Annotated in this window: 27 protein-coding genes, 1 tRNA gene and 1 pseudogene; 3 read left to right on the top strand and 26 right to left on the bottom strand. The window is 43.4% G+C overall.

From position 1 onward, the window contains the following. Positions 1 to 15: 15 nt before the first annotated feature. Positions 16 to 1,188: an aminotransferase class I/II-fold pyridoxal phosphate-dependent enzyme gene (locus M3M39_RS03470; protein WP_252797868.1), complete on the top strand. Its 1,173-nt coding sequence runs from the start codon at positions 16 to 18 to the stop codon at positions 1,186 to 1,188. A 39-nt stretch (positions 1,189 to 1,227) separates the two neighbouring features. Here the strand turns inward: M3M39_RS03470 and M3M39_RS03465 are convergent, their stop codons facing one another. From M3M39_RS03465 to M3M39_RS03420, 10 genes are all read right to left on the bottom strand, one after another. Then, on the bottom strand, positions 1,228 to 1,392 hold the full coding sequence (locus M3M39_RS03465; RefSeq protein WP_252797866.1) for a hypothetical protein: 165 nt from the start codon (positions 1,390 to 1,392) through the stop codon (positions 1,228 to 1,230). A 64-nt stretch (positions 1,393 to 1,456) separates the two neighbouring features. After that, positions 1,457 to 1,972, bottom strand: a complete 516-nt coding sequence (locus tag M3M39_RS03460) for a PadR family transcriptional regulator (RefSeq protein ID WP_252797865.1) — start codon at positions 1,970 to 1,972, stop codon at positions 1,457 to 1,459. Between the two features lie 123 nt (positions 1,973 to 2,095). Beyond that, positions 2,096 to 2,434, bottom strand: coding sequence for a helix-turn-helix domain-containing protein (locus M3M39_RS03455; RefSeq protein ID WP_252797864.1), 339 nt, complete (start codon positions 2,432 to 2,434; stop codon positions 2,096 to 2,098). A gap of 196 nt (positions 2,435 to 2,630) precedes the next feature. Then, the gene (locus M3M39_RS03450) at positions 2,631 to 3,452 is read right to left on the bottom strand and encodes a MetQ/NlpA family ABC transporter substrate-binding protein (protein ID WP_252797863.1); all 822 of its coding nucleotides are present in this window, start codon (positions 3,450 to 3,452) and stop codon (positions 2,631 to 2,633) included. Between the two features lie 540 nt (positions 3,453 to 3,992). Next, a complete protein-coding gene (locus M3M39_RS03445) occupies positions 3,993 to 4,853 on the bottom strand; it encodes a MetQ/NlpA family ABC transporter substrate-binding protein (RefSeq protein WP_252797861.1) in 861 nt (286 codons plus the stop codon). Between the two features lie 34 nt (positions 4,854 to 4,887). Then, positions 4,888 to 5,664, bottom strand: a complete 777-nt coding sequence (locus M3M39_RS03440) for an acetoin reductase (RefSeq protein WP_252797859.1) — start codon at positions 5,662 to 5,664, stop codon at positions 4,888 to 4,890. 2 nt (positions 5,665 to 5,666) lie between these two features. Continuing rightward, positions 5,667 to 6,800 carry a 5-methyltetrahydropteroyltriglutamate--homocysteine S-methyltransferase gene (locus tag M3M39_RS03435; RefSeq protein ID WP_252797854.1) on the bottom strand — a complete coding sequence of 378 codons (1,134 nt, stop codon included), beginning with the start codon at positions 6,798 to 6,800 and terminating at the stop codon, positions 5,667 to 5,669. Positions 6,801 to 6,811: 11 nt separating this feature from the next. Further along, on the bottom strand, positions 6,812 to 7,285 hold the full coding sequence (locus tag M3M39_RS03430; RefSeq protein ID WP_252797853.1) for an S-ribosylhomocysteine lyase: 474 nt from the start codon (positions 7,283 to 7,285) through the stop codon (positions 6,812 to 6,814). A 447-nt stretch (positions 7,286 to 7,732) separates the two neighbouring features. Beyond that, positions 7,733 to 7,990, bottom strand: coding sequence for a hypothetical protein (locus M3M39_RS03425; protein WP_252797852.1), 258 nt, complete (start codon positions 7,988 to 7,990; stop codon positions 7,733 to 7,735). Next, positions 7,987 to 8,592 (bottom strand): hypothetical protein, encoded by a 606-nt coding sequence (locus M3M39_RS03420; RefSeq protein ID WP_252797850.1) that lies wholly within the window; start codon positions 8,590 to 8,592, stop codon positions 7,987 to 7,989. Before M3M39_RS03420 ends, M3M39_RS03425 begins: the two co-directional genes overlap by 4 nt. A 172-nt stretch (positions 8,593 to 8,764) precedes the next feature. Between M3M39_RS03420 and M3M39_RS03415 the strand changes: the two genes are divergently transcribed. Next, positions 8,765 to 9,697, top strand: a complete 933-nt coding sequence (locus tag M3M39_RS03415; RefSeq protein ID WP_252797849.1) for a phosphoglycerate dehydrogenase — start codon at positions 8,765 to 8,767, stop codon at positions 9,695 to 9,697. A gap of 58 nt (positions 9,698 to 9,755) precedes the next feature. Here M3M39_RS03415 and M3M39_RS03410 read toward each other — a convergent pair whose 3' ends face one another. The 6 genes from M3M39_RS03410 to M3M39_RS03385 form a co-directional block, all read right to left on the bottom strand. Then, positions 9,756 to 10,601, bottom strand: a complete 846-nt coding sequence (locus M3M39_RS03410) for an IS3 family transposase (RefSeq protein ID WP_252797956.1) — start codon at positions 10,599 to 10,601, stop codon at positions 9,756 to 9,758. A gap of 5 nt (positions 10,602 to 10,606) precedes the next feature. Continuing rightward, positions 10,607 to 11,149 (bottom strand): helix-turn-helix domain-containing protein, encoded by a 543-nt coding sequence (locus M3M39_RS03405; RefSeq protein ID WP_252796985.1) that lies wholly within the window; start codon positions 11,147 to 11,149, stop codon positions 10,607 to 10,609. Between the two features lie 112 nt (positions 11,150 to 11,261). Next, a tRNA-Arg gene (locus tag M3M39_RS03400) sits at positions 11,262 to 11,334 on the bottom strand. A 50-nt stretch (positions 11,335 to 11,384) separates the two neighbouring features. Continuing rightward, positions 11,385 to 12,668 carry a DEAD/DEAH box helicase gene (locus tag M3M39_RS03395; RefSeq protein WP_252797848.1) on the bottom strand — a complete coding sequence of 428 codons (1,284 nt, stop codon included), beginning with the start codon at positions 12,666 to 12,668 and terminating at the stop codon, positions 11,385 to 11,387. Positions 12,669 to 12,670: 2 nt separating this feature from the next. Beyond that, positions 12,671 to 13,675, bottom strand: coding sequence for a Gfo/Idh/MocA family protein (locus M3M39_RS03390; RefSeq protein WP_252797846.1), 1,005 nt, complete (start codon positions 13,673 to 13,675; stop codon positions 12,671 to 12,673). Then, entirely contained in the window at positions 13,668 to 14,447 is a 780-nt protein-coding gene (locus M3M39_RS03385; protein WP_252797845.1) for a GH25 family lysozyme, read from the bottom strand. The genes M3M39_RS03390 and M3M39_RS03385 overlap by 8 nt, the downstream gene beginning before the upstream one ends. Positions 14,448 to 14,623: 176 nt before the next feature. Between M3M39_RS03385 and gntK the strand changes: the two genes are divergently transcribed. Beyond that, positions 14,624 to 16,177: a gluconokinase gene (gene gntK, locus M3M39_RS03380; protein ID WP_252797844.1), complete on the top strand. Its 1,554-nt coding sequence runs from the start codon at positions 14,624 to 14,626 to the stop codon at positions 16,175 to 16,177. A gap of 539 nt (positions 16,178 to 16,716) precedes the next feature. Here gntK and M3M39_RS03375 read toward each other — a convergent pair. The 10 genes and pseudogenes from M3M39_RS03375 to M3M39_RS03330 all read right to left on the bottom strand — a co-directional run bounded on the left by M3M39_RS03375 (position 16,717) and on the right by M3M39_RS03330 (position 26,060). After that, positions 16,717 to 17,259, bottom strand: a pseudogene (locus M3M39_RS03375) (NAD(P)H-dependent oxidoreductase). Between the two features lie 33 nt (positions 17,260 to 17,292). After that, on the bottom strand, positions 17,293 to 18,723 hold the full coding sequence (gene sufB / locus M3M39_RS03370) for a Fe-S cluster assembly protein SufB (protein WP_252797842.1): 1,431 nt from the start codon (positions 18,721 to 18,723) through the stop codon (positions 17,293 to 17,295). 4 nt (positions 18,724 to 18,727) lie between these two features. Further along, positions 18,728 to 19,936, bottom strand: a complete 1,209-nt coding sequence (gene sufD, locus M3M39_RS03365; RefSeq protein WP_252797840.1) for a Fe-S cluster assembly protein SufD — start codon at positions 19,934 to 19,936, stop codon at positions 18,728 to 18,730. 11 nt (positions 19,937 to 19,947) lie between these two features. Continuing rightward, positions 19,948 to 20,724, bottom strand: a complete 777-nt coding sequence (gene sufC / locus M3M39_RS03360) for a Fe-S cluster assembly ATPase SufC (protein ID WP_252797839.1) — start codon at positions 20,722 to 20,724, stop codon at positions 19,948 to 19,950. A gap of 10 nt (positions 20,725 to 20,734) precedes the next feature. Beyond that, the gene (locus tag M3M39_RS03355) at positions 20,735 to 21,511 is read right to left on the bottom strand and encodes an L-threonylcarbamoyladenylate synthase (protein WP_252797833.1); all 777 of its coding nucleotides are present in this window, start codon (positions 21,509 to 21,511) and stop codon (positions 20,735 to 20,737) included. A gap of 18 nt (positions 21,512 to 21,529) precedes the next feature. Further along, positions 21,530 to 22,114, bottom strand: a complete 585-nt coding sequence (gene leuD / locus M3M39_RS03350; RefSeq protein WP_252797831.1) for a 3-isopropylmalate dehydratase small subunit — start codon at positions 22,112 to 22,114, stop codon at positions 21,530 to 21,532. 26 nt (positions 22,115 to 22,140) lie between these two features. Continuing rightward, the gene (locus tag M3M39_RS03345) at positions 22,141 to 22,452 is read right to left on the bottom strand and encodes a metal-sulfur cluster assembly factor (RefSeq protein ID WP_252797829.1); all 312 of its coding nucleotides are present in this window, start codon (positions 22,450 to 22,452) and stop codon (positions 22,141 to 22,143) included. A 1-nt stretch (position 22,453) separates the two neighbouring features. Next, positions 22,454 to 23,836 carry a 3-isopropylmalate dehydratase large subunit gene (gene leuC, locus M3M39_RS03340; protein ID WP_252797828.1) on the bottom strand — a complete coding sequence of 461 codons (1,383 nt, stop codon included), beginning with the start codon at positions 23,834 to 23,836 and terminating at the stop codon, positions 22,454 to 22,456. Then, complete coding sequence (gene leuB / locus M3M39_RS03335) at positions 23,836 to 24,891, bottom strand: 3-isopropylmalate dehydrogenase (RefSeq protein WP_274705491.1); 1,056 nt, start codon at positions 24,889 to 24,891, stop codon at positions 23,836 to 23,838. The genes leuC and leuB overlap by 1 nt, the downstream gene beginning before the upstream one ends. A 2-nt stretch (positions 24,892 to 24,893) precedes the next feature. Beyond that, positions 24,894 to 26,060, bottom strand: coding sequence for a 2-isopropylmalate synthase (locus M3M39_RS03330; RefSeq protein ID WP_252797826.1), 1,167 nt, complete (start codon positions 26,058 to 26,060; stop codon positions 24,894 to 24,896). Positions 26,061 to 26,154 lie beyond the last annotated feature (94 nt).

The raw sequence follows: 26,154 nt of genomic DNA, 5'->3' as shown, positions 1-26,154 counted from the left end.
AAAAGGAGTTTTCTTATGACTAATCCATTAGTTACCAAAATGAATCACGAAATGCTTGAATTATCTCCATCCGCCATTTTAAAATTCAACGACGATGTCAGTCAGATTCCGGACCTAATCCCACTAACCCTAGGAGAACCAGATTTCCCGACTCCGGAAAACGTTAAACAGGCCGCCATTGCCAGCATCAATCACGATGAAAGCCACTACGCTCCGACCCGTGGAACCTTACAATTACGCCAAGCGGCCGCTAATTTCTTAAACGACCGCTACGGACTAAACTACAATCCTGAAACGGAAATCATTATGACGGCGGGAGCCACCGGTGGCATTTACACCGCCCTCACCTCCATCCTCAATCCCGGCGATGACGTCTTGATTCCAACGCCCATCTTTCCTCTCTACATTCCAGTCACCCAGTTACGGGGCGCTCATCCAGTTTTTATGGATACTTCAAAGACGGACTTTGTCTTGACTCCCGAACAACTGAAGGAAACGTTAGCAGCACATCCTCACACCAAAGCCATCGTTTTAAACTTCCCTTCGAATCCAACTGGAAAAACGTATGACCAAAAAGCCCTCCAAAAGCTGGCAGACATTCTCAAACAACATGAAATTTTTGTTATTTCCGATGAAATTTACAGTGAACTAACTTACACTGGTGCTCACGTTTCAATTGCGAGTCTCTTGCCCGACCAAACCATTTTACTCAATGGGGTTTCCAAGTCACATGCGATGACCGGCTGGAGAATCGGAATCATGGCGGCGCCCCAAGAGATTACTGATCAACTGGAAAAAATCGATCAGTTTACGATTACATCGACGACCACCAATGCCCAAGCAGCCGCCGCAGAAGCATTACAAAATGGGAGTACTGACACGGCTCAGATGAAATCCGAATACGAAAAACGCCGAGATTTTATGGTCAAGGAACTACAAAAAGCGGGCTTTGAATTAGCCAATCCTGATGTAGCATTCTACATCTTCGCCAAGATTCCGGCTGGCTATAATCAGGATAGTTTTGCTTTTAGCTATGACTTAGCAAACCAAGCCAAAGTTGCCGTTGTTCCTGGTAAGGCCTTTGGACCGGGTGGAGAAGGTTACGTGCGGATCAGTTACGCCACTTCGATGGATAATCTCAAGGAAGCCAAGAATTCAGCAATACATGCAAAAATAATTTCTAAATAAAAATGGCTAGGATTTGAAAAATCAAATCCTAGCCATTTTTTATCTTTTTCTACTAAACCGATACAAATAGATAATTGGAACCATCAACAATCCAGTTACTATAATTGATTTAAAAATACACATAACAAATGGATCATCCTTAAAAACAACAGCATATGAAATCGCAAAAATAACTGCGGAAATTATTTGCATTAAAATTTTCATTTGATTTCCTCCTTTATTTATTAACCATCGCTATTTAATTAGTCGTGATTGCTCTAGCCATTTTTTATAAGCGTTGTAATTCTTTTTTCAAAACCTGAATCTGCGCGGTATAAGTCGCAATCCCATAATCAACGGTAAACTGTTGATTTTCCGTAATCCCATTTCGTTGCCATTCATCTTGGTTAGCATGCAACGCATCCAGCTTCAGCTGTTTAAAATCCAATTCTTGCTGCAATAAATTGCGCCGCTGTTGCTTGGTTAGTTGATCACCAAAGTAGAGCTTCAACAAGAAATCAGACTTAAACGTTTCTCCCTTTAAGTCAGCATGAAGGGCCTTTTGAAACAGTGCTTTTCCCTCTGGCAAAATGGAAAAAACGTTTTTGTTGGGCTTTTCGGTCTGATTAACCTGCTGTTTATCAACTAGTCCTTCTTCTTCAAGCTTGCGTAACGTTGGATAAATCATTCCGTAACTACCATCGTAAAAGTGATTTAACTGATTCTGAATGATTTCATTAATCTCATAGCCGGTAAGTGGTCCCTGGGTGTCCAGTAGTCCCAAAATTATTTCTTTTCCCTTCATTCCGTCGGCCCTCCTGTGTCTCTATCGTTGTTGTTATTATAATCGTCTTGGCCTGGAAAATAAAAACTTTTTTCTAATTTGAGAACGCTTGGAAAATAGCCCAATAAAAATCAGTTAGTATCATTACTGAAATATTCTTACCACTGCCCGTAGCATCCAAATAAAAAAGCCTCCAAATGCAAAAATTAACCACCAATCAAGATGAATAAACTCCCAAAAGTTCATTCTCCTTGATTGAGACCTGGGCTCTTCTTCACTGGTTTTAGCAAAGACCAATTCATCTAGCGAGCAATCTAAAAGTTCGGTCAATTTGATCAATGTGGCTAAATCCGGGCTAGCCGTCCCGGCCTCCCAGCGAGAAACGGCCTGCCGCGAAAGAAACAGTTTTTGAGCAAGGTCTTCCTGCGACCAACCGTGCTGCGTTCGTAATTTTTTTAATTGACTGGCGAATTGATTTTCCATTCTCCCACTTCCCTTCTAGGTTAATCTCATTATTCCCAATTACGCTTAATTTGCAAAGCATTTTTTTAATCTTAGCGGTTGCACTCTTGTTTCTAACCGCAATTCCTCGTTGCAACCACGCAACTACTAGTTAACAGCCCCTCTTTAAACTAAAAAACGGCCCCCCTTAATTGGTGGGAGCCGTTCTAAATTATTTTTAGTAGCCCTTGGGGGTCTTCCAGAAACTCTGTTTGTTGTGATCCTTCAGGTATTGTTTAAATTCCTTGGAGTGGTAAGCCTTCTTTACGGCCTTAGCCCACTTCTTGTTTTCACTCTTTTTGTCCACAGCTGCAACGAGATAGTAATCCGGTTTGATGTCTTCTGGCAATAACATCGTCTTCGTCGAAATCTTAGCCGGATAGGCAGTGGAACCAGGTAAAATCACATAGTCAAAATCGGAACGAGAACGCGGGATCTGCACGTCTTGCATTTCCGTAATCTTTAAGTTGTCCTTGTTAGTGGCAATGTCTTTACTGGTGGCTTTGATCGGGTCAACCCCTGGTTTCAGGGTAATCCAGCCAGCTTTCACTAACACGTTATAAGCCCGCGCCATGTTGGAAGGATCGTTTGGAATCGCTACCTTATCCCCATCGGCTACTTCTTTGAGGCTGTGTTTTCGAGCAGGATAGATTCCAGTTGGAACCGTTGGGATCTTGGTTAAGGCCGCTAAATGAGCGTGCTTTTCGTTGTTAAAGTTGTTCATGTAGGCGGTGTGCTGGTCAACGTTCAAATCAGCTTCCCCGTTATTGATGGCCACGTCGGCTAAGGAAAGATCACTAAAGGATTGGTTCTTCACCTTGTAGCCTTCTTTTTCTAGGATGGGCTTGACACCCTTTAAGAATAGTTCACTGTACGGACCTGGTGAGGAGGCCAAGCGAATCGTTTTATCGTTATCCTGTTTGGGTTTAATCACGAACGTAAAGACGAACAGCAAAACAAAAATGACAATGATGCCACCAAAGAGATATTTTTTCTTCATCATCAAGCTCCTTCAATTAATCGTTTTAGCAAATCATGTGCTGCATAGCTAACTGAAACAGGACTTGCCGCCTCGATATTTTCCCAATAAATTAACTAGCCTTTGGTTCATCATGCTCCTCCTCACGTAAAAAAGGTCCCCGTCAATTCATACTGACAGCGACCTTTTTTCGTAATTAAGCTAATTTCCGCGAAAATGGGTTTGGGTTCAATATGAATTCTCTCGTCTAACTCAGTGGCGACACTAATCAATGAGAAAATTCATCTGCTTTCAACATTGATTAGTTTGACATTGAACAACAACCCAGTAGCATAACCATCTTCGTAGAACCCCTTTACTAATTTTTAATAAGTATACCACGGATTAGCAAAGAAACCCAAACTTTTTTAACTTTTCTTTAATTTTTAACGTAATTTCCCGAATGATATCAACATGATATGCCTTAGCAACCACCCAAAAATAAACAAGCCAAAAGCTGATGAATGCCATTATTTTGATCAGTAAAATCATCTTTCCTCACTTCATTTCCAGGCGGCAACGCTAATTTTCTAAATAACTGACCGGCTTTTGAACCTCAAGCTTCGTCCCATCAAATTCATGCCGGACGTACTTTTGCACGGCCTTACTGTGATAAATCTGCAACAACTTTTGGTACTTTTGCTTCTGCTGCTTTGAGGCATTTTTAGCAGTCGCCAGCACGTTAATGTTGGCCTTAGTCGATTGGTTGACCTGTTCGTGGTACAACGAATCCGTTAACACATTGAGGTGGCCTTCCAGTGCAATCGTATTGCTAATCAAAGCGGCGGCAACCTTTTGGTCCTTAATGATCCGCGGGCCAGTGGTATCATCGATTTCTTGAAACTTAAACTGATGGGGATTACTTGCAATCCCGTTTAGACCCGACAGCGTACCAAAGTTGGGTTTTAACGTAATCAATCCTGCTTGTGCCAATAACTTCAGTCCCCGGGCGGTGTTAGCCGGATTATCCGCGATTGCAATCGTACTGCCATCCGGAATTTGGCTGAGCTGTTTGTATTTCGTGGAATAAATGCCTAACGGCTCCAAGTACGTCGTTCCAATAACGTTAAGTTGCTGCTTTGGATTCTTCTGGTTATAAGCCTGTAAGTAAGCATCCGATTGAAAGGCGTTCACATCCACCTTGCCCTGTGCGGTCGCCGTATTCAGCGCCACCCCATCTGTAAAACTCTTCACCTGCAACTTGATGTGTGCCTTTTTCGTGGCTGGCTGTTTAGCAATGTAATTCCAAATCTTGGCATCCGAGCCGATCGTTCCCAACGTGATTTCGTTCTTTTGCTGGTGCGCGTGCCCCCAAAAGGTCCACACCCCCAACGCCACCACCACGAGAATAACTACGATCCAAATCTTTCTTCCTTTTTTCATGAAAATACTCTCCCTTCTAGTTTTTACCTTACAACTAGTGGAAGCGCATCCCTCCATCAATCAGAATGGACTGGCCGGTAATGTAGTCAGCCTTTGGCGAAGCTAAGAAGGAAATTACCTGAGCGACGTCCTCGGGAGTAGCAGCCCGTTTTAAGGCAATCTCATCCACCACTCCTTGGCGTTGTTCATCAAAGGTCGTGTGCTTGATTTTTGCGGTAGTTTCGTCAATCCCATCCCGTAATGGGGTCAGTACAATCCCTGGATCATAGGCATTAACGGTAATGTGGTCGGGTGCCAGTTCCTTGGCTGCCGACTGGCCCAAACCACGAATCCCAAACTTCGAAGCAGAGTAAGCACCTTGTAAGGCCGAACCTTCTACTGAAGCGAGGGAAGCCGCATTAATGATTTTTCCCCCAGATCCCTGCTTTTTAAACTGCGTAGCCGCCGCCTGGATTCCCCAAAAAGTGCCTAACAAGTTGACATTCAAGAGCCGCTGGACTTGTTCTGGGTCACTATCCACGATTGAGGCAATAAAGGCAATCCCCGCGTTATTGACAAATAAATCCAATTGTCCGAAATCCTGCACCACCTCGTTGACTAAGCGAAACACTTCGTCACGCTCTGCCACATCGACCACGTACGAACGGGCGGTTTGGTCGTCTTGCTGATTAATGTCTTTAGTAACTTGATCAGCGGTGTCTGGATTAATGTCTGCCACCGCAATCGCGTATCCTTCTCCGGCCAGCTGTTTAGCAATTGCCGCTCCAATTCCACGCCCACTTCCGGTAATAATTGCTACTTTTTTTGGCATCATTAGTCCTCCTTGGTTGCTGGCCAAATTTGGTTGGCCGTTTGAATCACGAGTTTAATCTTGTCCCACTGTTGAGCTTCCGTAAGATGATTACCCTCTTCCGTCGAGGCAAAACCACATTGAGTACTCAAGCCCAATCGATCTAAATCAACGTATTGGCTGGCTTCTTTTACGCGCTCTTTCAGCGTTTCTGGCTTTTCTAACTCGGGTCGTTTGGAAGTAACTAATCCGAGCACCACGTTCTTTGGCTCTGGTACTTCCGCCAACGGCTGAAAATCCCCGGACCGGTCATCGTCAAATTCAAGGTAATAATTTTCCACGTTCTCCTTGTTAAACAACGTTTGGGCCACTGGTTGGTAACCACCCTGGGCGGCCCAGGTCGAAGCGTAATTCCCGCGACATACGTGAGTGCTAATTCGCAGATCCGCCGGTAAATCAACCAGGGCCGCGTTGTTAAAGGCCACGTATTCTTGTTGTAACTGCTCAATGTCTTCAGCTTGATCCGTCATTAACTGCCAAAAATCGTGATCCGCTAACATCCCCCAGGTACAGTCATCGAGCTTCACGTCCCGACAGTCCGCTTCGTAAAGGGCGATAATCAAATCGTGATAAGCCTGACCAATGTCATGAACTAACTCCTGATGGTCTGGATAGTACTGGTTGACTGCCGCAATGTTTTCCGGTCCCCGAACTAATTCCGCGTAGAGTTGGGCGGGAGACGGAATGCTTTGGCGGGCAATGATCCCCGGATATTGTTGCACCACGGATTGGAGGTAGCGAAAGGCTTCTAAGTCCGGATGGTGCGGATTAAATTTAATCTTACCCGCGACCTGGGCGGAATCATTTCGCGTTTCAACCCCGTGGAATTGATAGCCGTGTTCCTGGTGGGTATGCTGAATGCCATCAAAGCCCCAGAAGGTATCCAGGTGCCAGTAACTGCGCCGAAATTCACCATCTGTTACGGTTTCTAAGCCAACTGCGACTTCTTTTTGTACCAAATCCTGAATTGCTTCGTTTTCCACGTCCCTTAACTCACTTGCACTCAGCGTCCCAGTTGCTCGTTGGGCTCGCGCTGCCTTGAGCCGTTCTGGTCGTAAAAAGCTGCCAACGATGTCAAAATGATTTTGTAATGCCATAATTTTTCCTCCTAAACTAATTTCCGTTCGTATGGATCAGCACTAATTCCCTGGTCGAGGATGGTTTTAGACCATTCCTTCGCCGAGAATAAGGAGTGATCACGATAGTTCCCACAACTGTATTGATCGGTACCCTGCACGTCATCCCATTCAATCTGATCCCGGATCTCAGTCAGCGATTCTTTCAGAGCTTGGGCAACTTCTTTTGTTGTCGGAGTTCCCCACATAATTAGGTGAAATCCGGTTCGACATCCAAACGGCGAACAGTCAATCACACCAACCAACCGATCTCGCAATAACCCAGCTAACAAATGTTCAATCGTATGCAGCCCTGCCGTCGGAATCGCGTTGGCATTGGGTTGCACGAGCCGTAAATCAAAATTAGAAATCACATCGCCCTGTGGCCCCGCTTCCTTGGTGATTAACCGTACGTACGGAGCCTGCACCTTGGTGTGATCTAACGTAAAACTTTCTACTTTTGTCATTTTGAAACTCCTCTCTTCTTTCTCGCTCAGTTAACTCACGCAATTAAATGCATCCTAAAAAACCCGAGCAACAAAAAAATCCGCTCCTAGTCATTAACTAGAAGCGGATTTCTCCACGGTACCATTCTACTTCGACAACTGCTTACACAGTTATCCTCACCAACGTCACTCTAATAACGCGTGCAGTGAATAATGGTTGCCACCCCATCAGCATTTAAATCTCAATGCTGCCAATTTGCGGGCCATATTCGCAAACGTCGATTCGATCTACTCGCAGCAACCGTAGACTTTCTGAACTATCGAACATTTGTTACTCTCCCGTTCTTTTTGTTTATGTTTTACATTTAATTGTTGGTATTTATTATATATGGTTCGGATATATTGTCAACCGTTAATTTTAAATTAATTAAGAAAATGAGCGCCCGCCGTTCGCGAACGCTCATTTTCTTAATTATTCTGATTTAAAGGATCACTATGGGTTTGCTTAAATTCTTCCCGCGCCTTAGCCTCCGTCTTCCGGTATTTAGGCGTGAAGTCCTTGCTAACCTTATTAATCTTTTGTTGGGTGGTCGTAACATCCGCCTGTGCCGATTTTCGTTGGTTAAAAATAACAACGTTCCAAATCACCAAGGCCACTAAAATAATCAGGGCCACCACCACAATGATTCGATCTAACGTAATTGCTTGTCTGATTTTTTTAATCATTGCTTCTGCCCCCTAAAGATTTGAATCAAGTGGAACCGGATCTTGTTAGAATTCAAGTCCCCACGGTTTAAGTCCACCTTAAAGAGGTACCGGTTGGTGTGCAAACGCCGGTGATGCCGACCGTAGTAAGTCACCGTGACGTTAGAGTAGTAATAGTGCCCGTCTCGAGCTTCTTGACTACTGTAGTTGTAGATACTGACGTTATTCAGTTGGGTCGGTCCCGGAACTGAATTAATCAAAGCCGTTGCATCTGCCTTCGACATGTATTGCTTTTGGACGGTTGTAATCGCCTTTTGTTTAGCATCTTCCGTTGGATAATCCCCAAACGTGGCCTGCAACGCCTTGGTAAGGGCCTCGTTATTCGTTTTAGCAATCGTTTTCATGTTTTCATACGTTAAATTTTCCTGATACGTCACGTCATCAGTTGTCATTTCATCGTATGATTTTTTCAACATGTGATACTTCGTGTGCAAATTATCGGCCTTGGTCTGTTCCTGGTACAGTTGATACCGGTTCACTCCGGTCAAAATGCCCACAATTAAAACCACCAGAATCAGAACTCCCATCCCGATTTGTTTGCGGTATTTTTTTATCGTGTTCAAGACGTCAACCCTCTCTATTTCATTTATTCTAGTATAGCACCAGTTGCCCAAAACTAAGAAAAATTTAGTTAAGTTTCAGTTAGATCCAGCTGAAGCAACTTCGTTTCTAACGGTTCCCATCTCTTGTACAATGAAGGAGAAGATTGCCAAAATAAACGAAAGAAGGATGATTATGTCACCAAAAATCGCCGTGCCACAAACCCTGGCAGCTGCCGGAAAGCAACTTTTAAAAGACCACGGGTTAACGGTTGTGGAATTACCTGACCAAAAAGTAAGTACCCTCTTAGAACTAGCCCCAGATGCCATGGGGGTGATTCTTTATACGGCCCCGTTTCCCAACGAAACGATTGAACACATGCCGAACCTTAAAATCATTGCCAGAAACGGAGTCGGCTACGATAACCTTGACGTTCCCTACCTAAACGCCCACGGGATTGCCGTAACCATCACCCCCTTGGCTAACGCTGGAACGGTTGCCGAAACCACCATGGCATCCATCCTGGCTCTGTCTAAACAACTAGTTACCGCAACAAACGAAATGCAGGCCGGTCACTGGGCAGCGGCACGCCAGCACCACGGTTTTGACCTAGCCGGTAAAACGCTGGGGATCATCGGTTATGGCCGGATTGGGAAGATGGTTGAAAAGAAAATGAGCGCCTTAGACATGCGGATTCTAGTAACTTCTCCCCATGCGACAACCGCTAAGTTTGGCACCGTGGTCGATCGTGACACCTTACTCCGCGAGTCAGACGTGGTGACCCTCCACATGCCAGTCCGTCCGGAAACCAAGCATTCCATTGCCGCCCGCGAGTTTGAGTTGATGAAAGACTCAGCCGTCTTGATTAACTTTGCTCGGGGAGCCGTGGTCAATACTCCCGACCTCGTCACGGCGTTAAAAACGGGGGCAATTCGAGGAGCTGCATTAGACGTCTTTGATGATGAACCACTTCCCCAATCCAGTCCCCTCTATGACCTTGACAACGTCTTGATGACTCCACACATTGCTTCCAATACCGTTGAATGTACTAATCGGATGGCAACCGATGCAGCCCAAGAAATCATCCGGGTTGCCGATGGAAAACAACCCCAATGGCCCGTTCACTAATTAACGCAAAAAAGCACGGAACTACAAATGTAGTGCCCTATAAAAGTTGGACATGACATTATTCAGTTTTTAAGGATTTATTCCGATATTCAATCGGAGTAAGTCCTTTTTTGTTACCTGAAATTCTTTCCTTGTTAAACCATTTAACATATTCTTGGCAGACCTGCTTTAACGAAGTTAAAGAGGTCAATTTAATTCGATTTAAACATTCTCGTTTCAACAAGTTAAAAAAACTTTCAATTGGCGCATTATCAAGACAATTACCTTTCCTAGACATGCTTTGAGTTACGTGATTAGCTTTAATCCAGCTTTGATATGCTGGAATTTGATAATGAAATCCTTGATCTGAGTGAATTGTTACTTGCTTCAAGTCTTTTATTTTGATCTTAGTTTCATTTAACATTCTTTCCACTAACTGAAACCTTTCATTATTATCTGCTACTAATGAAATGACTTCACTAGAAGCTTCATCAATAATAGCCGAAATATAAGCCTTCTTACCGTCAACTAGTTGAACCTGGGTAATATCAGTGTGCAGCACTTTAAACGGTATCTTTTCACTAAAGTGTTGCTTTAATAAGTTAGGCGCAATTTTCCCCACTTTGCCACGAAACGAGCTATATCTTTTGCTGGTAGGTTTAGAATACACTTTAGTTTTAATTCCCAATTGAGTCATTAATTTTCTAACTGTTTCTGGACAAATACTAATTCCACATTTAACCAATTTCAACCAGATTCTTCTGTAACCGAAGGTTTCTAGATTTTTACTAAAAATGGATTTAATTTCTGATTTAACTTGCTGATATTTATCTGGTTGTTTGGCTCGTTTAAGATTGTAATAGAAGGTTGAGCGAGCCATTGAAAAGTAACGAAAAAGCTGTTTGAGCGAATACTTATGCCTCAAAGTATCTATGACCTGTGCTTCCAATTGTCGTTTTGTCCAATTTTTATGCCATACTCTGAGGCTAGATGTTTTTTTAAGATATCAATCTCCATCTGATTTTCATTAATTTGAGCTTTTAGCTTAGAAATTTCATCTAAATAAGCTGACTCCTTATCTTGTGATAAGGGTGAATCTTTATATTTTTTCTTCATTGATGGTCTACCATGCCTTTTCGGTAAGAGCGCCTCAGCACCAAAATGATTAAATTGATAAATCCAATTTTGTACTTGACTTTGATTGAGTTTAAATTCTAATGCTGTAAGCCGAATACTAGTTTCATGAGTTTTATAGTAGTTTACCACGCTTAATTTAAATTCTCTGGAATAAATTTTATGTGATCGATTAACTTTTAGCCCTAACGGTCCTTCCGATTTATAAATTTCGATCCATTGCAATAGATTAGTATTAGATTTGATGTTAAATTTTCTAGCGGTTTCCCTAATGGAAACCGGGTTATTCAAGTAAAATTCAACTACTTTAATTTTGAATTTTGTATCGTATTTAGTCATAAAAAATACCCCATAAAAATTAGATTTTGTCTAACTTTTATGGGGCACTACAAAACTAGTTCCGTGCTTTTTTAGTCCCCGATTTAGTTTATCTATCAACTAGGAACGTAAATGACCCCACTCAGACTCGAACTGAGATCTGCCGCTTAGGAGGCGGATGCCCTATCCAGTTGTGCTATGGGGCCAATTAACTTCCTAGTTATTTTCTCATGAAAATTTAGTTCCGTAAAGGTGGTTAGGAGTGCCGCCGCTTTCCCTTGTTCTTTTGGTCTCGTCGCCGATTCTTCTTACGCTTTCGTTGTTTCGGCGGATTGGGTTGAACGGGGGTAGACTTAGTCGACTCTACCTGATCGCCTGGCTGTGCCGTGGCCCGTGGAGTGGCTGGGGTAGGCTGCTTTTCCTGGGGAGCATCAACATGATCAACTAACTGACCGCGGTAGTAGTAAATCGGTTGCAAATCATACTCCGTTTCTCTTAAAAGCTTCTTTAAATCCCGAAGGTCATGGTCATCTCCAAAGTTAATGACTAGTCCCGGTTCTCCCATCCGGCCGGTCCGTCCCACCCGGTGAACGTAGGTATTAGCATCGGTCGGCAAATCATAGTTAACCACCACTGGGAGCTTAGGAATGTCCAGTCCCCGCGCCGCCACATCGGTAGTGAGTAATAATTTAAGCTGTCCTTTCCGAAAGGCCTTTAACGCCCGCTCCCGTTGCAGTTTACTTTCCGTTCCACTTAACTTTTCGGCTCGGGCATACCCCTGGTGCTTAAAGAAATTGTACGACCGGTTCAACTCGGTTGTTTGGTTAAAAAAGACCAGTGCCTTAAAGTTGGGAAGCTTGGTCAAGCGGTTCAAGACGTCATTCCGTTTACCTCGCGATACTTGAAATTGACCGTGTCGAACCGCTCCGCGCGTCCGATCTTGGTCGCGCACGTCGATAATCTGCGCTGGTTTCCCCATTTCCTCGTCAAGATGATGTAAAATTTCACTCTCCGTGGCAGAAAAGTAAGCCACCTGGGCATCGCGCGGAACGGTTGCCACAATCTGGCGCACCTTTTCTAACGAATCGTCCTGAAGTAAATCGTCCGCCTCATCAACCACTACGGTTTCAATGTTTTGCGCCTTCAGTTTATGATCTTGCAGCAAACTTAACACCCGACCAGGGGTTCCCACGATAATTTCAGGGCGTTTTTTTAATTTTTCTTGTTGCCGTTTAACGTTGGCGCCTCCAATGATGGGCAGTACCTTAGCATGAAAGGGCGCTCCCCAGTCCCGAATCACATTGGTTACCTGCATCGCCAATTCCTGCGAGGGCTCTAACACAATTGCTTGTGGGCCTTCTCCGGGCATTAAGTTCGCCAAAATTGGCATCAAAAAGGCAACCGTTTTTCCAGAACCCGTCGGAGATAGCCCCACAATGTCAGTACCCCCGTCAATCATCGGTTCATAAACCGCCGTTTGAATGGCTGTAGGCGCATTATACCCCAGCTGGGCGAAGCGCGTGGCAAATTGTTCTAACACGATTAATCTTCCTCCAGTTTAGTGGGGTATTCGATGCCGGCGAAGTTTGCTAACCGACTCAACACGAGATTTACGTTTTGCATCTGGTCTAACCAGCGGTGGTAGTCCGCTTGATTTTGTTCATCAGCAGGATCATTCAGTACCCGTGCAAAGTCCATCATTTCAGGAATCATCGGGTTCTTGCCATACAATGGGCTCAGAATTTGCCGTTGGTTTTCCCGGATAATCGAAGCTTCAGTCACTTCTCCTGCACTATCAAGCGTGATTACTTCACGACCATGGTAAATTTCTGAGTTATGCGTTGACGTTGAGAGCTTGCTAAAGTTAAGCGTCACGTCAAAATCTCCGTAGTTTAAAATGGCAGTTCCCTTACCGTCCACTCCGGTGGAAATCATGGTTGGGTAGTAAGCTAGGCGTTCTGGAACCCCGAATAAGCCCACTGCATCATAAACTGGGTAAACTCCAAGGTCAGCCAACGCCCCGCCCCCAAACTGAGGATTAAAAACATTTGGCACTTCTCCGTTTAAGACCTTGTCGTAACGAGACGAGTACTGGCTAAAGGTAAAGTCAGCCCCATCGATTTCATCTAGTTGGTCTAAATAATCCGTTACAACTTGAAAAGCCGGCATGTGAACGTTTCGAGCTGCTTCAAAGAAGTGCACTCCTGGGTGGTGCGCCAATTCATCAAGAATGTTTTGAAATTGGTACTGCGTTAGCACTGCTGGCTTTTCTACAATCACGTTCTTATCGTGTTGAATTGCCTGGACAATTTGGGAATGGTGTAACACGTTAGGAGAGGCAATGTAAACCACATCCACGTCGGTTACTGATAAAAATTGGTCTAAATCGGTGTAAATCTGGACGTCGCCATGACCCTTCGCAATTTCTTGGCCGCTAGCTTCGTGTCGCGAGTAGACTGCGGTTAGCTTGTATTCGCCGGCTGCATGAGCCGCTTCAATCATCCGTTCTGTAATCCAGTTGGTTCCAATCGTTCCTAATCTAATCATTTAATTCACTCTTTCTGCTTTCATTCTGTTTTAATTCTTGGAGGTACCGATTCCATTGTACCTTACTCCCGCGAAAGGCCGTCATCCGAAAATCGCTCCCCTTACCATTATTATAAAGCTGGTCGCGCTGATTCAGACTCGCAAAGGTTGCCTTTTTCCCGGTCGTCGCCTTAGGAAGCATAAACTCCGTATTGGGAATGTGACGGAGCGCCCGATAATTGGTCCGACTGGTCTTAATTAATACCGGTCGATTTGAATACTTAGAAGTCCAGGCCACTAATTCCCGCAGACGACGTTCCAATCGCTTTTGATCAACGTTTTCTGCATTATAGTCATTATAATAAGAAACGTTAATCATAATGGGAAGATCGCCAATGTTATTTCCGAGCGTATGTTTCAGGTTTTGTTCCTGTTCCTTGATGGAACTACTAAAACTATATTGATGATAAACGCCGACCTTGAGTCCCGAACCAATGCTGCGGGTATAGTTGTCGTTAAAATCGTCATCCGTCAAAGTGGCCCCCTGCGTCGCGCGAATGTAAACGTACCGCATCCCGTTAGTTTGCAGTTGGTTAAAATCCGCGTATTCATCGGTTTGATCAATTAAAACGCCCCGCACCGGATAATTTCGCAAAAAGACCTGCTGGCGTTGATGGCGGTTCACAATCTGGTTGTACACCACTACCCCCAGCACCAACAGGAAAAGGCAAATTCCCCCGGTCAGCCAGTTTTTACGCCGCTGGTGGTGTAATTGTTTTCGTTGGTAATCCACGCGTTTCAATCCGTTTGTCAGTCCCCCATCGTATAGTTTAAGATTACCTTTATCTTACCATGATTAGCGCGCTCTCGCTTGAAGTGCTTGCCAATTTCCCATATAATGTAAGCGTTACAATAAAGTGAAAAAAAGTTGGTTGACCCAGCCAAAATACACAATTAAGGGGAATTATTATGGAATACGTAATTGGACTTGACATTGGAACTACCAGTACCAAAACGGTACTTTATGACGAAGCCGGTAAGGTGCGCGGCTACTCAAACGATTTGTACAATCTGTACCAAGATACGCCAGACATGGCCGAAGAAGATCCAGAAGAAATTTTTAGTGCCATCATCTCGGGATTATCTAAAGTGATTGAAAAAGCTGATTTAAAGCCAGGGGAATTAAAGGGTGTTTCTTACTCCTGTGCGATGCACAGCTTGATCTGTTTGGATGAAAATCACAAACCATTAACCCGGGCCATCACTTGGGCAGACAACCGGGCCGTAAACTATGCCGACGAATTAAAGAACAACGGCATCGGAATGGAACTCTACAAAAAGACCGGAGTTCCAGTGCACCCCATGACTCCATTAACGAAGATTATGTGGATTAAGAACGAAAAGCCAGAAATCTTCAAAAAGACGCGTTACTTTGTCGGCATCAAAGAATACGTCAACTACAAGCTCTTTGGCACGCTAAAAGAAGACTACTCAATTGCTAATGCCACCGCCCTCTTCAACATTTTTAACATGGATTGGGACGACCAAGCACTGTCAGTAGCCGGCGTAACCCGAGATCAACTGCCCGAATTAGTGGACACCACTTACCAGTTCCAAGGGATGAACGAACGTTACGCTAACATGATTGGAATTGACAAGGACGTTCCCTTTGTCATCGGAGCTTCTGATGGCCCGTTGGCCAACCTGGGAGTAGACGCCATCAAACCGGGTGTGATTGCGGTCACGATTGGAACTTCTGGGGCCGTCCGGATTGTCAGCGATAAACCACGGATTGACCCGAAGGCTCGGGTATTCTGTTACTACCTTGCTAAAGACATGTGGGTCATTGGGGGACCCGTTAACAACGGTGGAATCGTCTTCCGTTGGATCAGAGACCAAATCTGTCTCCCAGAAAAAGTTACAGCCGAAGAAATGAACCTAGATGCCTACGACCTGTTAACTAAGATTGCTTCCTCCATTCCAGCCGGTTCTGATGGTTTAATCTTCCTGCCATTCTTAGGCGGAGAACGGGCTCCAATCTGGGATGCCGATGCCCGTGGAACTTTCTTTGGGTTAACCCGGCAACACACCCGGGCTAACATGATTCGTGCGGCCCTTGAAGGAATCGTTTACAACCTGTACACCGTCATGCTGGCTCTTTCTGAAGTGGTTGGTGAACCAACTAAGATTCAAGCAACCGGTGGGTTCGCTCGTTCTGAACTCTGGCGGCAAATGTTAGCAGATGTCTTTGAACAAGACGTAAACATCCCTGAAAGCGTTGAAGGAACAGCTTTGGGAGCTGCTGTGTTAGGAATGTACAGCTTCAACATGATTGACAGTCTGTACGACGTTGAAAAGTTTGTTGGGGTTACCAACACGCACAAGCCTAACCCAGAAAACTACAAAGCTTACCGCGAATTAATTCCAATTTACATTCGTTTAAGCCGGGCTTTGCAACCAGAATACAAGAACATCGCAACGTTCCAACGGCAAAATGAAACTGAAAATGATGAACAAAAATAAGGAAGGAAAAGCTCAATCCACGATGGGATTGAGCTTTTTTACTATCACCAGAATCAACACTAGTAGTCCATAGCGGACTAAATGCTGAGTTATGAAAAACATTCTAAAGTTTGGATGACTAACTTTAATTGAAGTAAGAGACCCTCAGTAGTTGGAAGCTGCTGAGTTCTTTTTTGTAGGCAGAAAAAAAGAAACCAAGAGTTAAATTTTCCTTTACCAAAACTTAACATTTAGTTAATTTTTTGCTACAATCAAAAATGCATAATTATTTTGTAACTATTATTTCATCGTTTATAATGACGAACTTGGCAAACCAAGTCCAAGAGCAAAAAAAATTGCTGAATCAGCTCAAGTTAATCTCCTTTCTTTTACTGATAAGGATCAACTAGATCAGTTAAGAATTTCATGATCAATAAAAAAGGTTGGAATCAAAATGAGCTATACCCCCTAAATTAAAGTCACGTAACTAATGTTAATAACTGCAAAAAGACTAGAATTATTTATTCTAGTCTTTTTTACTTGATTAAAATATGCAGAATTTACAACCATTGATTCCGTAAAAACTGTTGATATTTATTTTCTTGCTGTTGCAATTCACTATTACTCATTGAAAAAGTTCCCATCGTCAAAAATGGTTGCTTATATTCCATGTTCGTAAAAGCGGCATTTAAAGCGAATGGACTTAACAATTCATTCATAGTGGTATGCATTCTACCAGTTTTGGTGTAGACCGAAGCAGCACTTCCAGTTGAGACAGCTAGTTATAATTGCTTTCCATTTAAAGATCGCCCTGTGCTTCCGTATCCCCATCCATGTAAAACCACCTTATCAAACCAATCTTTTAAAAGAGCTGGTGAACTATTCCAGTAAAAGGGAAATTGAAAGACAATCCGCTCATGATTTTCTACCAACCGTTGTTCCAAATCAACGTCAATCTGATGGTTAGGATAGCAACCATATAAATTATGAATGGTAACGTTTGGCAGCGTAATTCCCGCTTTCACTAAACTAGCGTTAATTCGCGAACTCATTAAACTAGGATGAGCCACCAGAACCAGAGTACTCAAATCACTAACTACCATCTTTTTCCCTTCCTTCAATTACAGTTTCACTTCTTATCCAACGGAACCAATCATTTCAAATTTCATTAACCGATTCAGTTCAACCGCATATTCCATCGGCAATTCCTTAGTGAACGGTTCCACGAATCCCATAATAATCATTTCTGTTGCTTTGGCAGCTGAAATTCCCCGCGACATCAGGTAATAAAGCTGCGTTTCTGATACCTTAGAAACTTTAGCTTCGTGCTCCATTGTTACATTCCCATTCAAAATGGTGTTATAAGGGATCGTATCTGCTGATGATTCATCATCAACCAAAATCGTATCGCATTCCACGTGCGCAAAGGACCCGTCAGCAGCCCGACCAAATTTCACTGTTCCTCTGTAATCGGTTGCTCCCCCATCGTGAGCAATTGATTTAGAAATAATCGAAGAAGATGTTTTAGGAGCATTGTGAATCATTTGCGCCCCCGAGTCCAAATTAACTCCATTCCCTGCTACTGCAATCGATAGCATCGTTCCCCGGGCGCCTTCTCCATTTAAGTAAACAGATGGGTACTTCATAGTTGTTTTTGAACCAAAGTTACCATCCACCCACTCCATGGTGGCATTTTCAGCAGCAGCCGCACGCTTGGTTTCTAGAGAATAAACATTATTTGACCAATTTTGAATGGTTGTATAACGACAATAAGCATCTTTCTTTACAATTACTTCAACGACGGCCGCGTGCAGTGCATCCCCAGAATACATTGGGGCAGAACATCCTTCTACATAATCAACGTGAGCCCCCTCATCCACAATAATTAGCGTTCGTTCAAATTGACCTTCATTTTCTTGATTAATACGAAAGTAAGATTGGATTGGGGTGGTAACGTGAACTCCTTTAGGAACATAGATAAAGGTTCCTCCCGACCACACGGCTGCATTTAAGGCTGCTAATTTGTTATTAGTGGGTTTTACCAGACTTCCAAAGTATTCTTTCATGAGCTCTGGATACTGTTGTAACGCTGTATCTGTGTCTGTAAAAACAATTCCTGTTTTATCAAACTCTTCTTTCATACGGTGGTAAATTACTTCTGACTCATACTGAGCAGATGATCCAGCCAACCAGCGTCGTTCTGCCTCTGGAACTCCAAGTTTTTCAAATGTTTCCTTAAGTTGTTCGGGAACGTCTTCCCAATCACGATACTTTTCAGCCGTCGGTTTGTTGTAGTAATAAATGTCGTCAAAATCAATCGCACTTAAATCTGGACCCCATGTTTGCATCGGCATTTTTTGATAAGCTCGATAAGCTTCTAATCGATATTCAAGCATCCACTCAGGTTCATTTTTATGGGCAGAAATTTTACGAATAATCTCTTCGGAAATTCCCTTTCCAGTCGAAAATTCTGGGGTAAAATCATCTTGAAATGCAAACTGATATTCTTGATCGGCACCAATGGCTTCTTTCGTCTTACGCAGTGCATCCTCGCGTTCTATTTCCATCTCCTTAATCCTCCCCCTGTAACTCGGCAGCCACTAACTTCTTTTCAATTAAATTAATCACTTCTTGCTGAACTTCTTTAGTCGGAATCTTAACCACCACTGGTCCTAAAAATCCTCTAATCACTAATCGTTGCGCTGTTTTTTTATCAATACCACGACTCATGAGGTAATAAAGTTGGTCAGCATCCACACGTCCCACTGAAGCAGCATGTCCCGCGGTAACGTCACTTTCATCAATTAGTAACAACGGATTAGCATCTCCACGGGCATACTTACTAAGCATCAAAACCCGAGATTCTTGTTGCGCATCAGAACCCACAGCCCCTTGTTTTATTTCTCCAATTCCATTAAAAACTAACCGGGAACGATCCAATATAACTCCTCGTTGTAGGATATTCCCAACGGTATGCGGGGCTTGGTTCAGAATTTTAGTATTGAGTCCCTGAATCTGTTTATCACTAGTTAAGGCAATCACGTTCGTTAAAGATTGAGCGCCAGTTCCCACCAATTGGCTTTGTAAATCAATCAGTTGATTGCCTTGATTCAACTCGGCATTGTACCAATTTACCTGAGCTCCCTGCCTCACGGTTGCTTTACGAAAAATACTTCCCTGAAGCTGGGGTCCAATTTCATCAACCGTAATCAAATTAACTTCGGCGCCAGGTTCTGCAACTACTTCCATCACTAATGAACTCTTTCCTTGAGCAATTTCTGTGGATCGTAACTGACTTAAAATGGTAACCTGAGCCTGATTTTCCACGTAAACAATCAATCGACTAGCTAAATCAGCAGTTATTGTTTGAATAACATTAATTAACTCCGTGACATGAGTTTCTGCAGGAACCCAAACCAGAATTCCATTCGTAAATTCCTTCCAATTAATGGCGGCTAATGTGTTAGCATGAGGCCCAATTACTTGGCCCAAGCTCCGCTGCAATACGTTAGGAAAATGACTAAGCGCGGTTTGAAAATCACAAACAACTATACCCTGCTTAGTTAGCTTTTCCGTCAAATGACTCCAACGTACTTGGGCTTGGACTAACTCGATTCCATTGGGGAGCGGACGACTAGGCAATTCAGTATTTCCGGTTGCAACCGAATGAAGTTGCTCTAAATGCCAGCTATGGTATCGTACTTTAGCAAAAGTCGGATCAGCTTCTGACTGCGGTTCACCGCTAGCCAGTTTTCGTTTGAACGTTTGCAAATCTGTCATCCTGACCCTCCTTAATTTTCATCTGTCAGTTTAATGTTGAGGCCTAAATCATCACGTAATTGTGCATAACCATTCTCTTCTAGTCGTTTAGCTAATTCTGATCCCCCGGTTTTAACCACTCGGCCCCCCATCATAACGTGCACAAAATCCGGTTCGATGTAATCAAGCAGGCGTTGATAATGAGTAATCATCAATACCCCAAACTCAGGTGAGCGCATTGAATTAACTCCTCGAGCAACTACCTTTAAGGCATCAATATCTAACCCTGAATCAATTTCATCCAAAATAGCAATGTTTGGTTTAATCATCATCATCTGTAAAATTTCATTTCGCTTCTTTTCTCCACCAGAAAAACCTTCATTTAAATAACGTTCCGTCATTTCTTCTGGCATCGATAAAATTTCGCGATTCTGATCCAATTGACGTAAAAATTCGGTAATTCCAATTTGATCATCATCACTGCGGCGTGCATTCATCGCCGCACGCATAAATTCTACGTTCGTAACCCCTTGGATCTCTGCTGGATATTGCATTGCTAAGAATAAGCCAGCCCGAGCTCGTTCATCAACGGTCCATTCGTCTATATCTTGTTCGTCTAGTAAAATCTGGCCTTGAGTACGTTTATAGGCAGGATGACCCATAATGGTTTGAGAAAGAGTTGATTTCCCGGTTCCATTTGGTCCCATGATGGCATGAACTTCTCCCGTCTTTACGGTTAGATTCACACCCTTTAAAATTTCTTTACCTTCTACTTCTACGTGCAAATCTTTAATCGTTAATGTCGTCATTAAAACCCTCCTAGTAATATGCTCCCTGGCGATAATCCCAACTCCAAAACAGATCACTCATGATTTTCATAATCTTATCCACATCCAATCCCTTGCGAATCACAACTGGAACTGGTTGTTTTTCCATGGCTTGAACTTGTTCTGAGATCAACTTGCCCTGTTCATCCACCATCGAAACCATCACTCCTTGCTCATACCGCGTTTGCTCAGTTTCGTTTGGTTGAATGGAAGCCACATAATCATCAGCTTCAATGATCAAATCGGCTTGAGATTCAATTCGATCCCCAATGTTTTTCACTTTACCTTTATTTCCCCTACCAGATGGATTAGCAGAACTAGCAAAGGCAAACTGACCTTCCTTTTCCCACAATTCTTTGGCAATCATTTCACTTGGTTTCCCAAATTTAATCACAAAACAGCTAGTTTCACGTCGGTCCATCATCAATTCTTGACTACCATCCGCTGGTAATTTTTCCTTACCACTAGCCTTCCATGGCAAAATACAACCTAACAAAATATCTTGGTCCCAATGTTCTTGATACATTTTTCGGATGGTGGGTGTCATTTCAGCTAATTCATCCAGTTCTTCCAACGAGCCACACAAAACGACTCCTGGTTTGTTTCTCTTCCGTTGTTTTGCTGTGAATTTACGTTCCAAGCCTGCTTTATCAGAAGTCATGATAATGTATCCGACTTTTGTTGGACTCACAATCATTCCTCCTGCACCAGTTAAAATTTCTACTGCTTCAGGTTGGACATTACCATTCCAATTAATGTGTTTATTCATGTTCTTCTCCTATAATCTTTAATCGTAATTTGGTCGCTGTTGTTCAAATTCTGTGATTTGTTGTTCATATTTCATCGTAATATCAATGTCGTCTTCTCCATTGATAAATTTATTTTTCCATTGGGGATTAATTTCAAACGAAAAACTATGCTCTCGTAGTGTCACCGTTTGATGGGGTAAGTCAATGTAAATTCGTTCCTCTGGACGCACCGTTTCTAAGAATTCCCGTTGTTCCTTAGGTAATTGAATTGGTAGTAATCCATTCTTAGTGGCATTCATGTAAAAAATATCTGAAAAACTGCCAGCAATGACTGCCCTAAATCCGTAACCCGTTAAAGCCCAAACAGCATGTTCTCGCGAAGAACCGGCTCCAAAGTTCGAGCCAGTAATTAAAATCGTTGCTCCCTGATTCTCTGGTCGATTTAGCGCAAAGTCTGGATTTGGACTACCATCATCCAAGTAACGCCAGTCATAAAACAAATCCACTCCAAATCCCGTTTTGAGAATGTTCTTTAAAAATTGTTTCGGTAAGATCAAATCAGTATCAATGTCATCACGTGGTAATACCACTGCTTTTCCTGTTTCTGTAACAAATGCTTCCACTGTTTGCTCCTTTGCTATGCTTTCAATTAATGAATTCCAAGTGCTAAACGAGCCGCTCGACTCATCCGTTGCGGTGTCCAGGCTGGTTCCCAAACTAATTCAATCTGAACCGTTTTGACCGACTTCAGATGTAACAATGCCTGCCGAATCATTTGCTCTAATTCCTCTATTAAAGGGCATCCCATCGTAGTCAATGTCAGTTGGACGGTTACCGTTCCGGACACAAACGCTAATTTGTAAATGAGGCCAAGATTCACAATGTCTACGCCCAGTTCCGGATCAACTACGGAAGAAAGGCATTCCAACATTTGCTGCTGCAGTTGGGTTGGTTGTTCCATTCTAAAATTCCTCTTCAGTATCACTACTAATATCAACGAAATGTCCGTTAATTCCAGCCGCAGCTACCATCGCTGGTGAAGCCAAATGAGTTCGTGAACCGGCTCCCTGCCGACCTTCAAAGTTCCGATTTGATGTGGACGCAACGTGCTTTCCAGCTGGAATCTTATCCGGATTCATTGCCAAGCAAGCCGAACATCCTGGCTCACGCCATTCACATCCAGCTGCTTTAAAAATACAATCCAAGCCTAACTGGATGGCTTGATTGCGTACCTTACGACTACCGGGGACAATCCAAGCGGTAATGTTAGGGGCTAAATGTTTTCCTTTCATTACATTTGCTGCCATTTGGAGATCTTCCAGGCGACCATTAGTGCAAGAACCGATAAAGATATAATCCAAAGGAATTTCTGTGACTTGCATTCCCGGCTGTAAGCCAATGTATTCATATGCTTTTTGATCGTCATCATTACAAATTTCAGGTAGTCGTTGATCCACAGCAACCGCCATACCTGGATTAGTCCCCCAAGTTACCATCGGTTTGAGGTTACTAACGTCCAAGTGCAGCACCTGATCAAAATCAGCTTCATCGTCCGTGTATAACTGTTTCCAATCGGCAATGGCAGCTTCCATTCGGTGTGGAGCATGTTGACGTCCCTTAACAAAGTCAAAGGTTGTTTGATCTGGGCGTACCATTTCCGTTTTAGAACCTGCTTCGATGGACATGTTACAAATCGTCATTCGTTCTGGCATCGTTAGTCGTTCAATCGTTTCTCCATAGAATTCAATTGCATATCCAGTTCCAAAAGAAGTTCCATATTTAGCAATCAAGGCCATAATCAAATCCTTAGCTGAAACATTGGGAGCCAACTTTCCTGTCACTTTAATCCCCATCGTTTTAGGTTTTACCTGCCAAATCGTTTGCGTAGACAAAACGTGTTCAACCTCAGACGTTCCAATTCCAAACGCCAGTGCACCAAAGGCTCCATGGGTTGCCGTATGTGAATCGCCGCACACAATTACTTTTCCGGGTTGGGTTAATCCGCGCTCTGGTCCAATGACGTGCACAATTCCCTGATCAGCCTCTCCCACGGCCGCCAACTCGATTCCAAATTCATCGGTATTACGCTTCAGGGTTTCCATTTGTAATTTCGACATTTGATCCTGAACGTTAAAAATATCTTTAGTGGGGACGTTATGATCCATTGTGGCAAAGGTTAGATCTGGACGACGTACTCGTCTATGGTTGGTTCGTAACGATTCAAATGGCTGTGGTGATGTCACTTCATGAACTAAATGAAGGTCCACGTATAACAGTTGCGGTTCTCCCACTTTTCCAGTAATGACATGGTCATCCCACAATTTATCAAACATGGTTTTTCCCATTAGGCTCCCCCTTCTAAATTATGAATGACGGTCTGAGTTACTTCCGTCGTTATTGCACTACCGCCTAAATCGGGGGTAACCACTCCACTTTCAATGGTTCGAGTTAATGCCCCATCGATTTTAGTGGCTAACTCCGGCCGGTGAAATGTGTGCTTTAACAACAATGCAATTGTATTAATCATGGAAAACGGATTGGCAATGCCTTTTCCAGCAATATCTGGTGCCGAACCATGAATGGGTTCGTACAAAGCTCGTTGCCCTTTTCCTAAAGAAACGGACGGAATTGTTCCAATGGACCCGGTTAGTTCGGCTGCTTCATCACTAAGAATATCGCCAAACAAATTTGGCGTAATAATAACGTCAAACTGGTTTGGCTGGGACAAAAGATTCATCGCCATCGCATCTACATAACAATCATCGACCGTTACGTTTGGAAATTGCGCTACTTGTTCATGCGCAACTTGTCTCCACAACTTAGAAGTAGCGAGTACGTTTGATTTATCCACAATTGTGACGTGTTGCTTCCGCGTTTGAGCTAACTGAAAGCCCACTTTCATGACCCGTTCAATTTCTTGACGACTGTAATAGATAGTATCCAATGCATCCTGTTGAGTTAGCCGGCGCGGTTCTCCAAAGTAAGCGCCAGAGGTTAACTCGCGAACCATCAAAAAATTTGTATCTGCTACTATTTGTGCTTTTAATGGCGAACGCTCAATTAACGCTGGATTGACAACCGTAGGCCGAAGATTTGCAAAGACTCCTAATGTTTTGCGAAGCTGCAATAAACCGGTTTCTGGACGAATCGTGGCTTGATCCCATTTGGGACCACCAATCGCACTAAGCAAAACAGCATCTGCTGCTAAAACCCCGGCCTTTGTCGAAGCTGGGAATGGTTCACCGCTTTGATCAATCCCAGCCCCACCAAACGGATATTCAGAAAGATTGTAATGAACGTTCTTCCCGGCTGTAACTGCTTGTAAAACTTGCAGCCCCGCTTCCATAATTTCTGGTCCAATGTAATCACCACGCAAGACCGCAATTTCTTTAGCTTTCACGACTATTGCCCCTCCGTTGCTTGTGCTTGCACAACTTTCATCATATCCCGCAACTCTCGATCAGAAACCACATCTGTTCTTTCAGCAATCTGCTTAAAGACGGGAAAAATATCAGCCATTTCTGCTTTCGTAACTTGATATCCCATCCCGTTTAATTTGCTCATGACAGCATGAGATCCAGATAATTTTCCGAGTGGAAGATTTGAAACCATTCCAACCGTTTCCGGAGTGAGAACTTCATAGGTTGCTGGATTCTTCAAAAAACCATCTTGATGAATTCCCGATTCATGAGAAAAGGCATTTTTACCAACAATGGCCTTATTAGGTGAAACCGGAATATTAGTGGCTTGCGCTACGCGATTAGAAATTTGTTTGCTCATGGACAATTCCACCGGTTCAACAGCTTGGTAGGTTGCGTGCTTTACATGCAATGCAGCGGCGACCTCAATCAAATCTGAATTACCCGCTCGTTCTCCAATTCCATTAATGGTCCCTTGCACTTCAGTCGCTCCATTCGCAATTCCAGCTAGAGCGTTTGCAGTTGCCATTCCCAAATCATCATGGGTATGAGTCGACCAGGTAATTTCATCAAATTGGGGAACTTGTTCCTGCAAATTTTTGAATAGTGCTGCAAATTCAGTAGGAGTGCTAAAGCCAACCGTGTCAGCAATATTAATATGAGTAGCTCCGGCATTAATTGCAGTTGTCACGGCTTCTACCAAAAAATCTGGTTCCGTGCGGGTTGCATCCTCCGGCGAGAACATCACTTGGTCAATGGATTGCTTGGCATAAGCAACATCTGCTGCAATTTTTTGCAATAATTCGGCTTTCGACATGTGCAGTTTACTATCACGATGAATCGGTGAAGTGGCAATAAATACGTGAATCAACGGATGTTTGGCTGCTGCTACTGCCTGAACCGCTGCGTCAATGTCAGTCCGCTTCAAGCGAGCCAGTCCCGTTACGTTAGCATGCTTAACTACTTCAGCTACTTGAGCAACCGCTGCAAAATCTTTAGCAGATGCTGCGGGAAAACCCGCTTCAATAGTGGCAACTCCCCATTTATCCAATGCTTGGGCAATTGCTTGTTTTTCTGCGGTTGTAAAGTTTACGCCAATTGTTTGTTCCCCATCTCGTAGAGTGGTATCAAAAAAGGTAATTGCTTTCATATTTTCCTCCGTAAAAAAGTTGTAATAAAAAAAGGCCCCCGATTAGTCTAAAGACTAACCGAGAGCCTGAAATATAACCTCAGAATCTCACTCA

It is taken from the genome of Fructilactobacillus hinvesii (assembly GCF_024029435.1).
Classification (GTDB): Bacteria; Bacillota; Bacilli; order Lactobacillales; family Lactobacillaceae; genus Fructilactobacillus; species Fructilactobacillus hinvesii.
Note: the sequence above shows the minus strand (reverse complement) of the source record. Positions and strands in the feature narration are given on the sequence as shown.

Coding starts and splice junctions, on each gene's coding strand:
- sufD (WP_252797840.1), bottom strand. CDS start 19,936: ATGACAGATTTGCAAACGTTCAAACGAAAACTGGCTAGCGGTGAACCG.
- gntK (WP_252797844.1), top strand. CDS start 14,624: ATGGAATACGTAATTGGACTTGACATTGGAACTACCAGTACCAAAACG.
- M3M39_RS03345 (WP_252797829.1), bottom strand. CDS start 22,452: ATGGAACAACCAACCCAACTGCAGCAGCAAATGTTGGAATGCCTTTCT.
- M3M39_RS03450 (WP_252797863.1), bottom strand. CDS start 3,452: ATGAAGAAAAAATATCTCTTTGGTGGCATCATTGTCATTTTTGTTTTG.
- M3M39_RS03390 (WP_252797846.1), bottom strand. CDS start 13,675: ATGATTAGATTAGGAACGATTGGAACCAACTGGATTACAGAACGGATG.
- leuC (WP_252797828.1), bottom strand. CDS start 23,836: ATGGGAAAAACCATGTTTGATAAATTGTGGGATGACCATGTCATTACT.
- M3M39_RS03460 (WP_252797865.1), bottom strand. CDS start 1,972: ATGAAGGGAAAAGAAATAATTTTGGGACTACTGGACACCCAGGGACCA.
- M3M39_RS03430 (WP_252797853.1), bottom strand. CDS start 7,285: ATGACAAAAGTAGAAAGTTTTACGTTAGATCACACCAAGGTGCAGGCT.
- M3M39_RS03330 (WP_252797826.1), bottom strand. CDS start 26,060: ATGAAAGCAATTACCTTTTTTGATACCACTCTACGAGATGGGGAACAA.
- M3M39_RS03445 (WP_252797861.1), bottom strand. CDS start 4,853: ATGAAAAAAGGAAGAAAGATTTGGATCGTAGTTATTCTCGTGGTGGTG.
- sufB (WP_252797842.1), bottom strand. CDS start 18,723: ATGGAAATAGAACGCGAGGATGCACTGCGTAAGACGAAAGAAGCCATT.
- M3M39_RS03355 (WP_252797833.1), bottom strand. CDS start 21,511: ATGAATAAACACATTAATTGGAATGGTAATGTCCAACCTGAAGCAGTA.
- M3M39_RS03470 (WP_252797868.1), top strand. CDS start 16: ATGACTAATCCATTAGTTACCAAAATGAATCACGAAATGCTTGAATTA.
- M3M39_RS03405 (WP_252796985.1), bottom strand. CDS start 11,149: ATGACTAAATACGATACAAAATTCAAAATTAAAGTAGTTGAATTTTAC.
- M3M39_RS03435 (WP_252797854.1), bottom strand. CDS start 6,800: ATGGCATTACAAAATCATTTTGACATCGTTGGCAGCTTTTTACGACCA.
- M3M39_RS03455 (WP_252797864.1), bottom strand. CDS start 2,434: ATGGAAAATCAATTCGCCAGTCAATTAAAAAAATTACGAACGCAGCAC.
- M3M39_RS03415 (WP_252797849.1), top strand. CDS start 8,765: ATGTCACCAAAAATCGCCGTGCCACAAACCCTGGCAGCTGCCGGAAAG.
- sufC (WP_252797839.1), bottom strand. CDS start 20,724: ATGACGACATTAACGATTAAAGATTTGCACGTAGAAGTAGAAGGTAAA.
- M3M39_RS03440 (WP_252797859.1), bottom strand. CDS start 5,664: ATGCCAAAAAAAGTAGCAATTATTACCGGAAGTGGGCGTGGAATTGGA.
- M3M39_RS03425 (WP_252797852.1), bottom strand. CDS start 7,990: ATGATTAAAAAAATCAGACAAGCAATTACGTTAGATCGAATCATTGTG.
- M3M39_RS03465 (WP_252797866.1), bottom strand. CDS start 1,392: ATGAAAATTTTAATGCAAATAATTTCCGCAGTTATTTTTGCGATTTCA.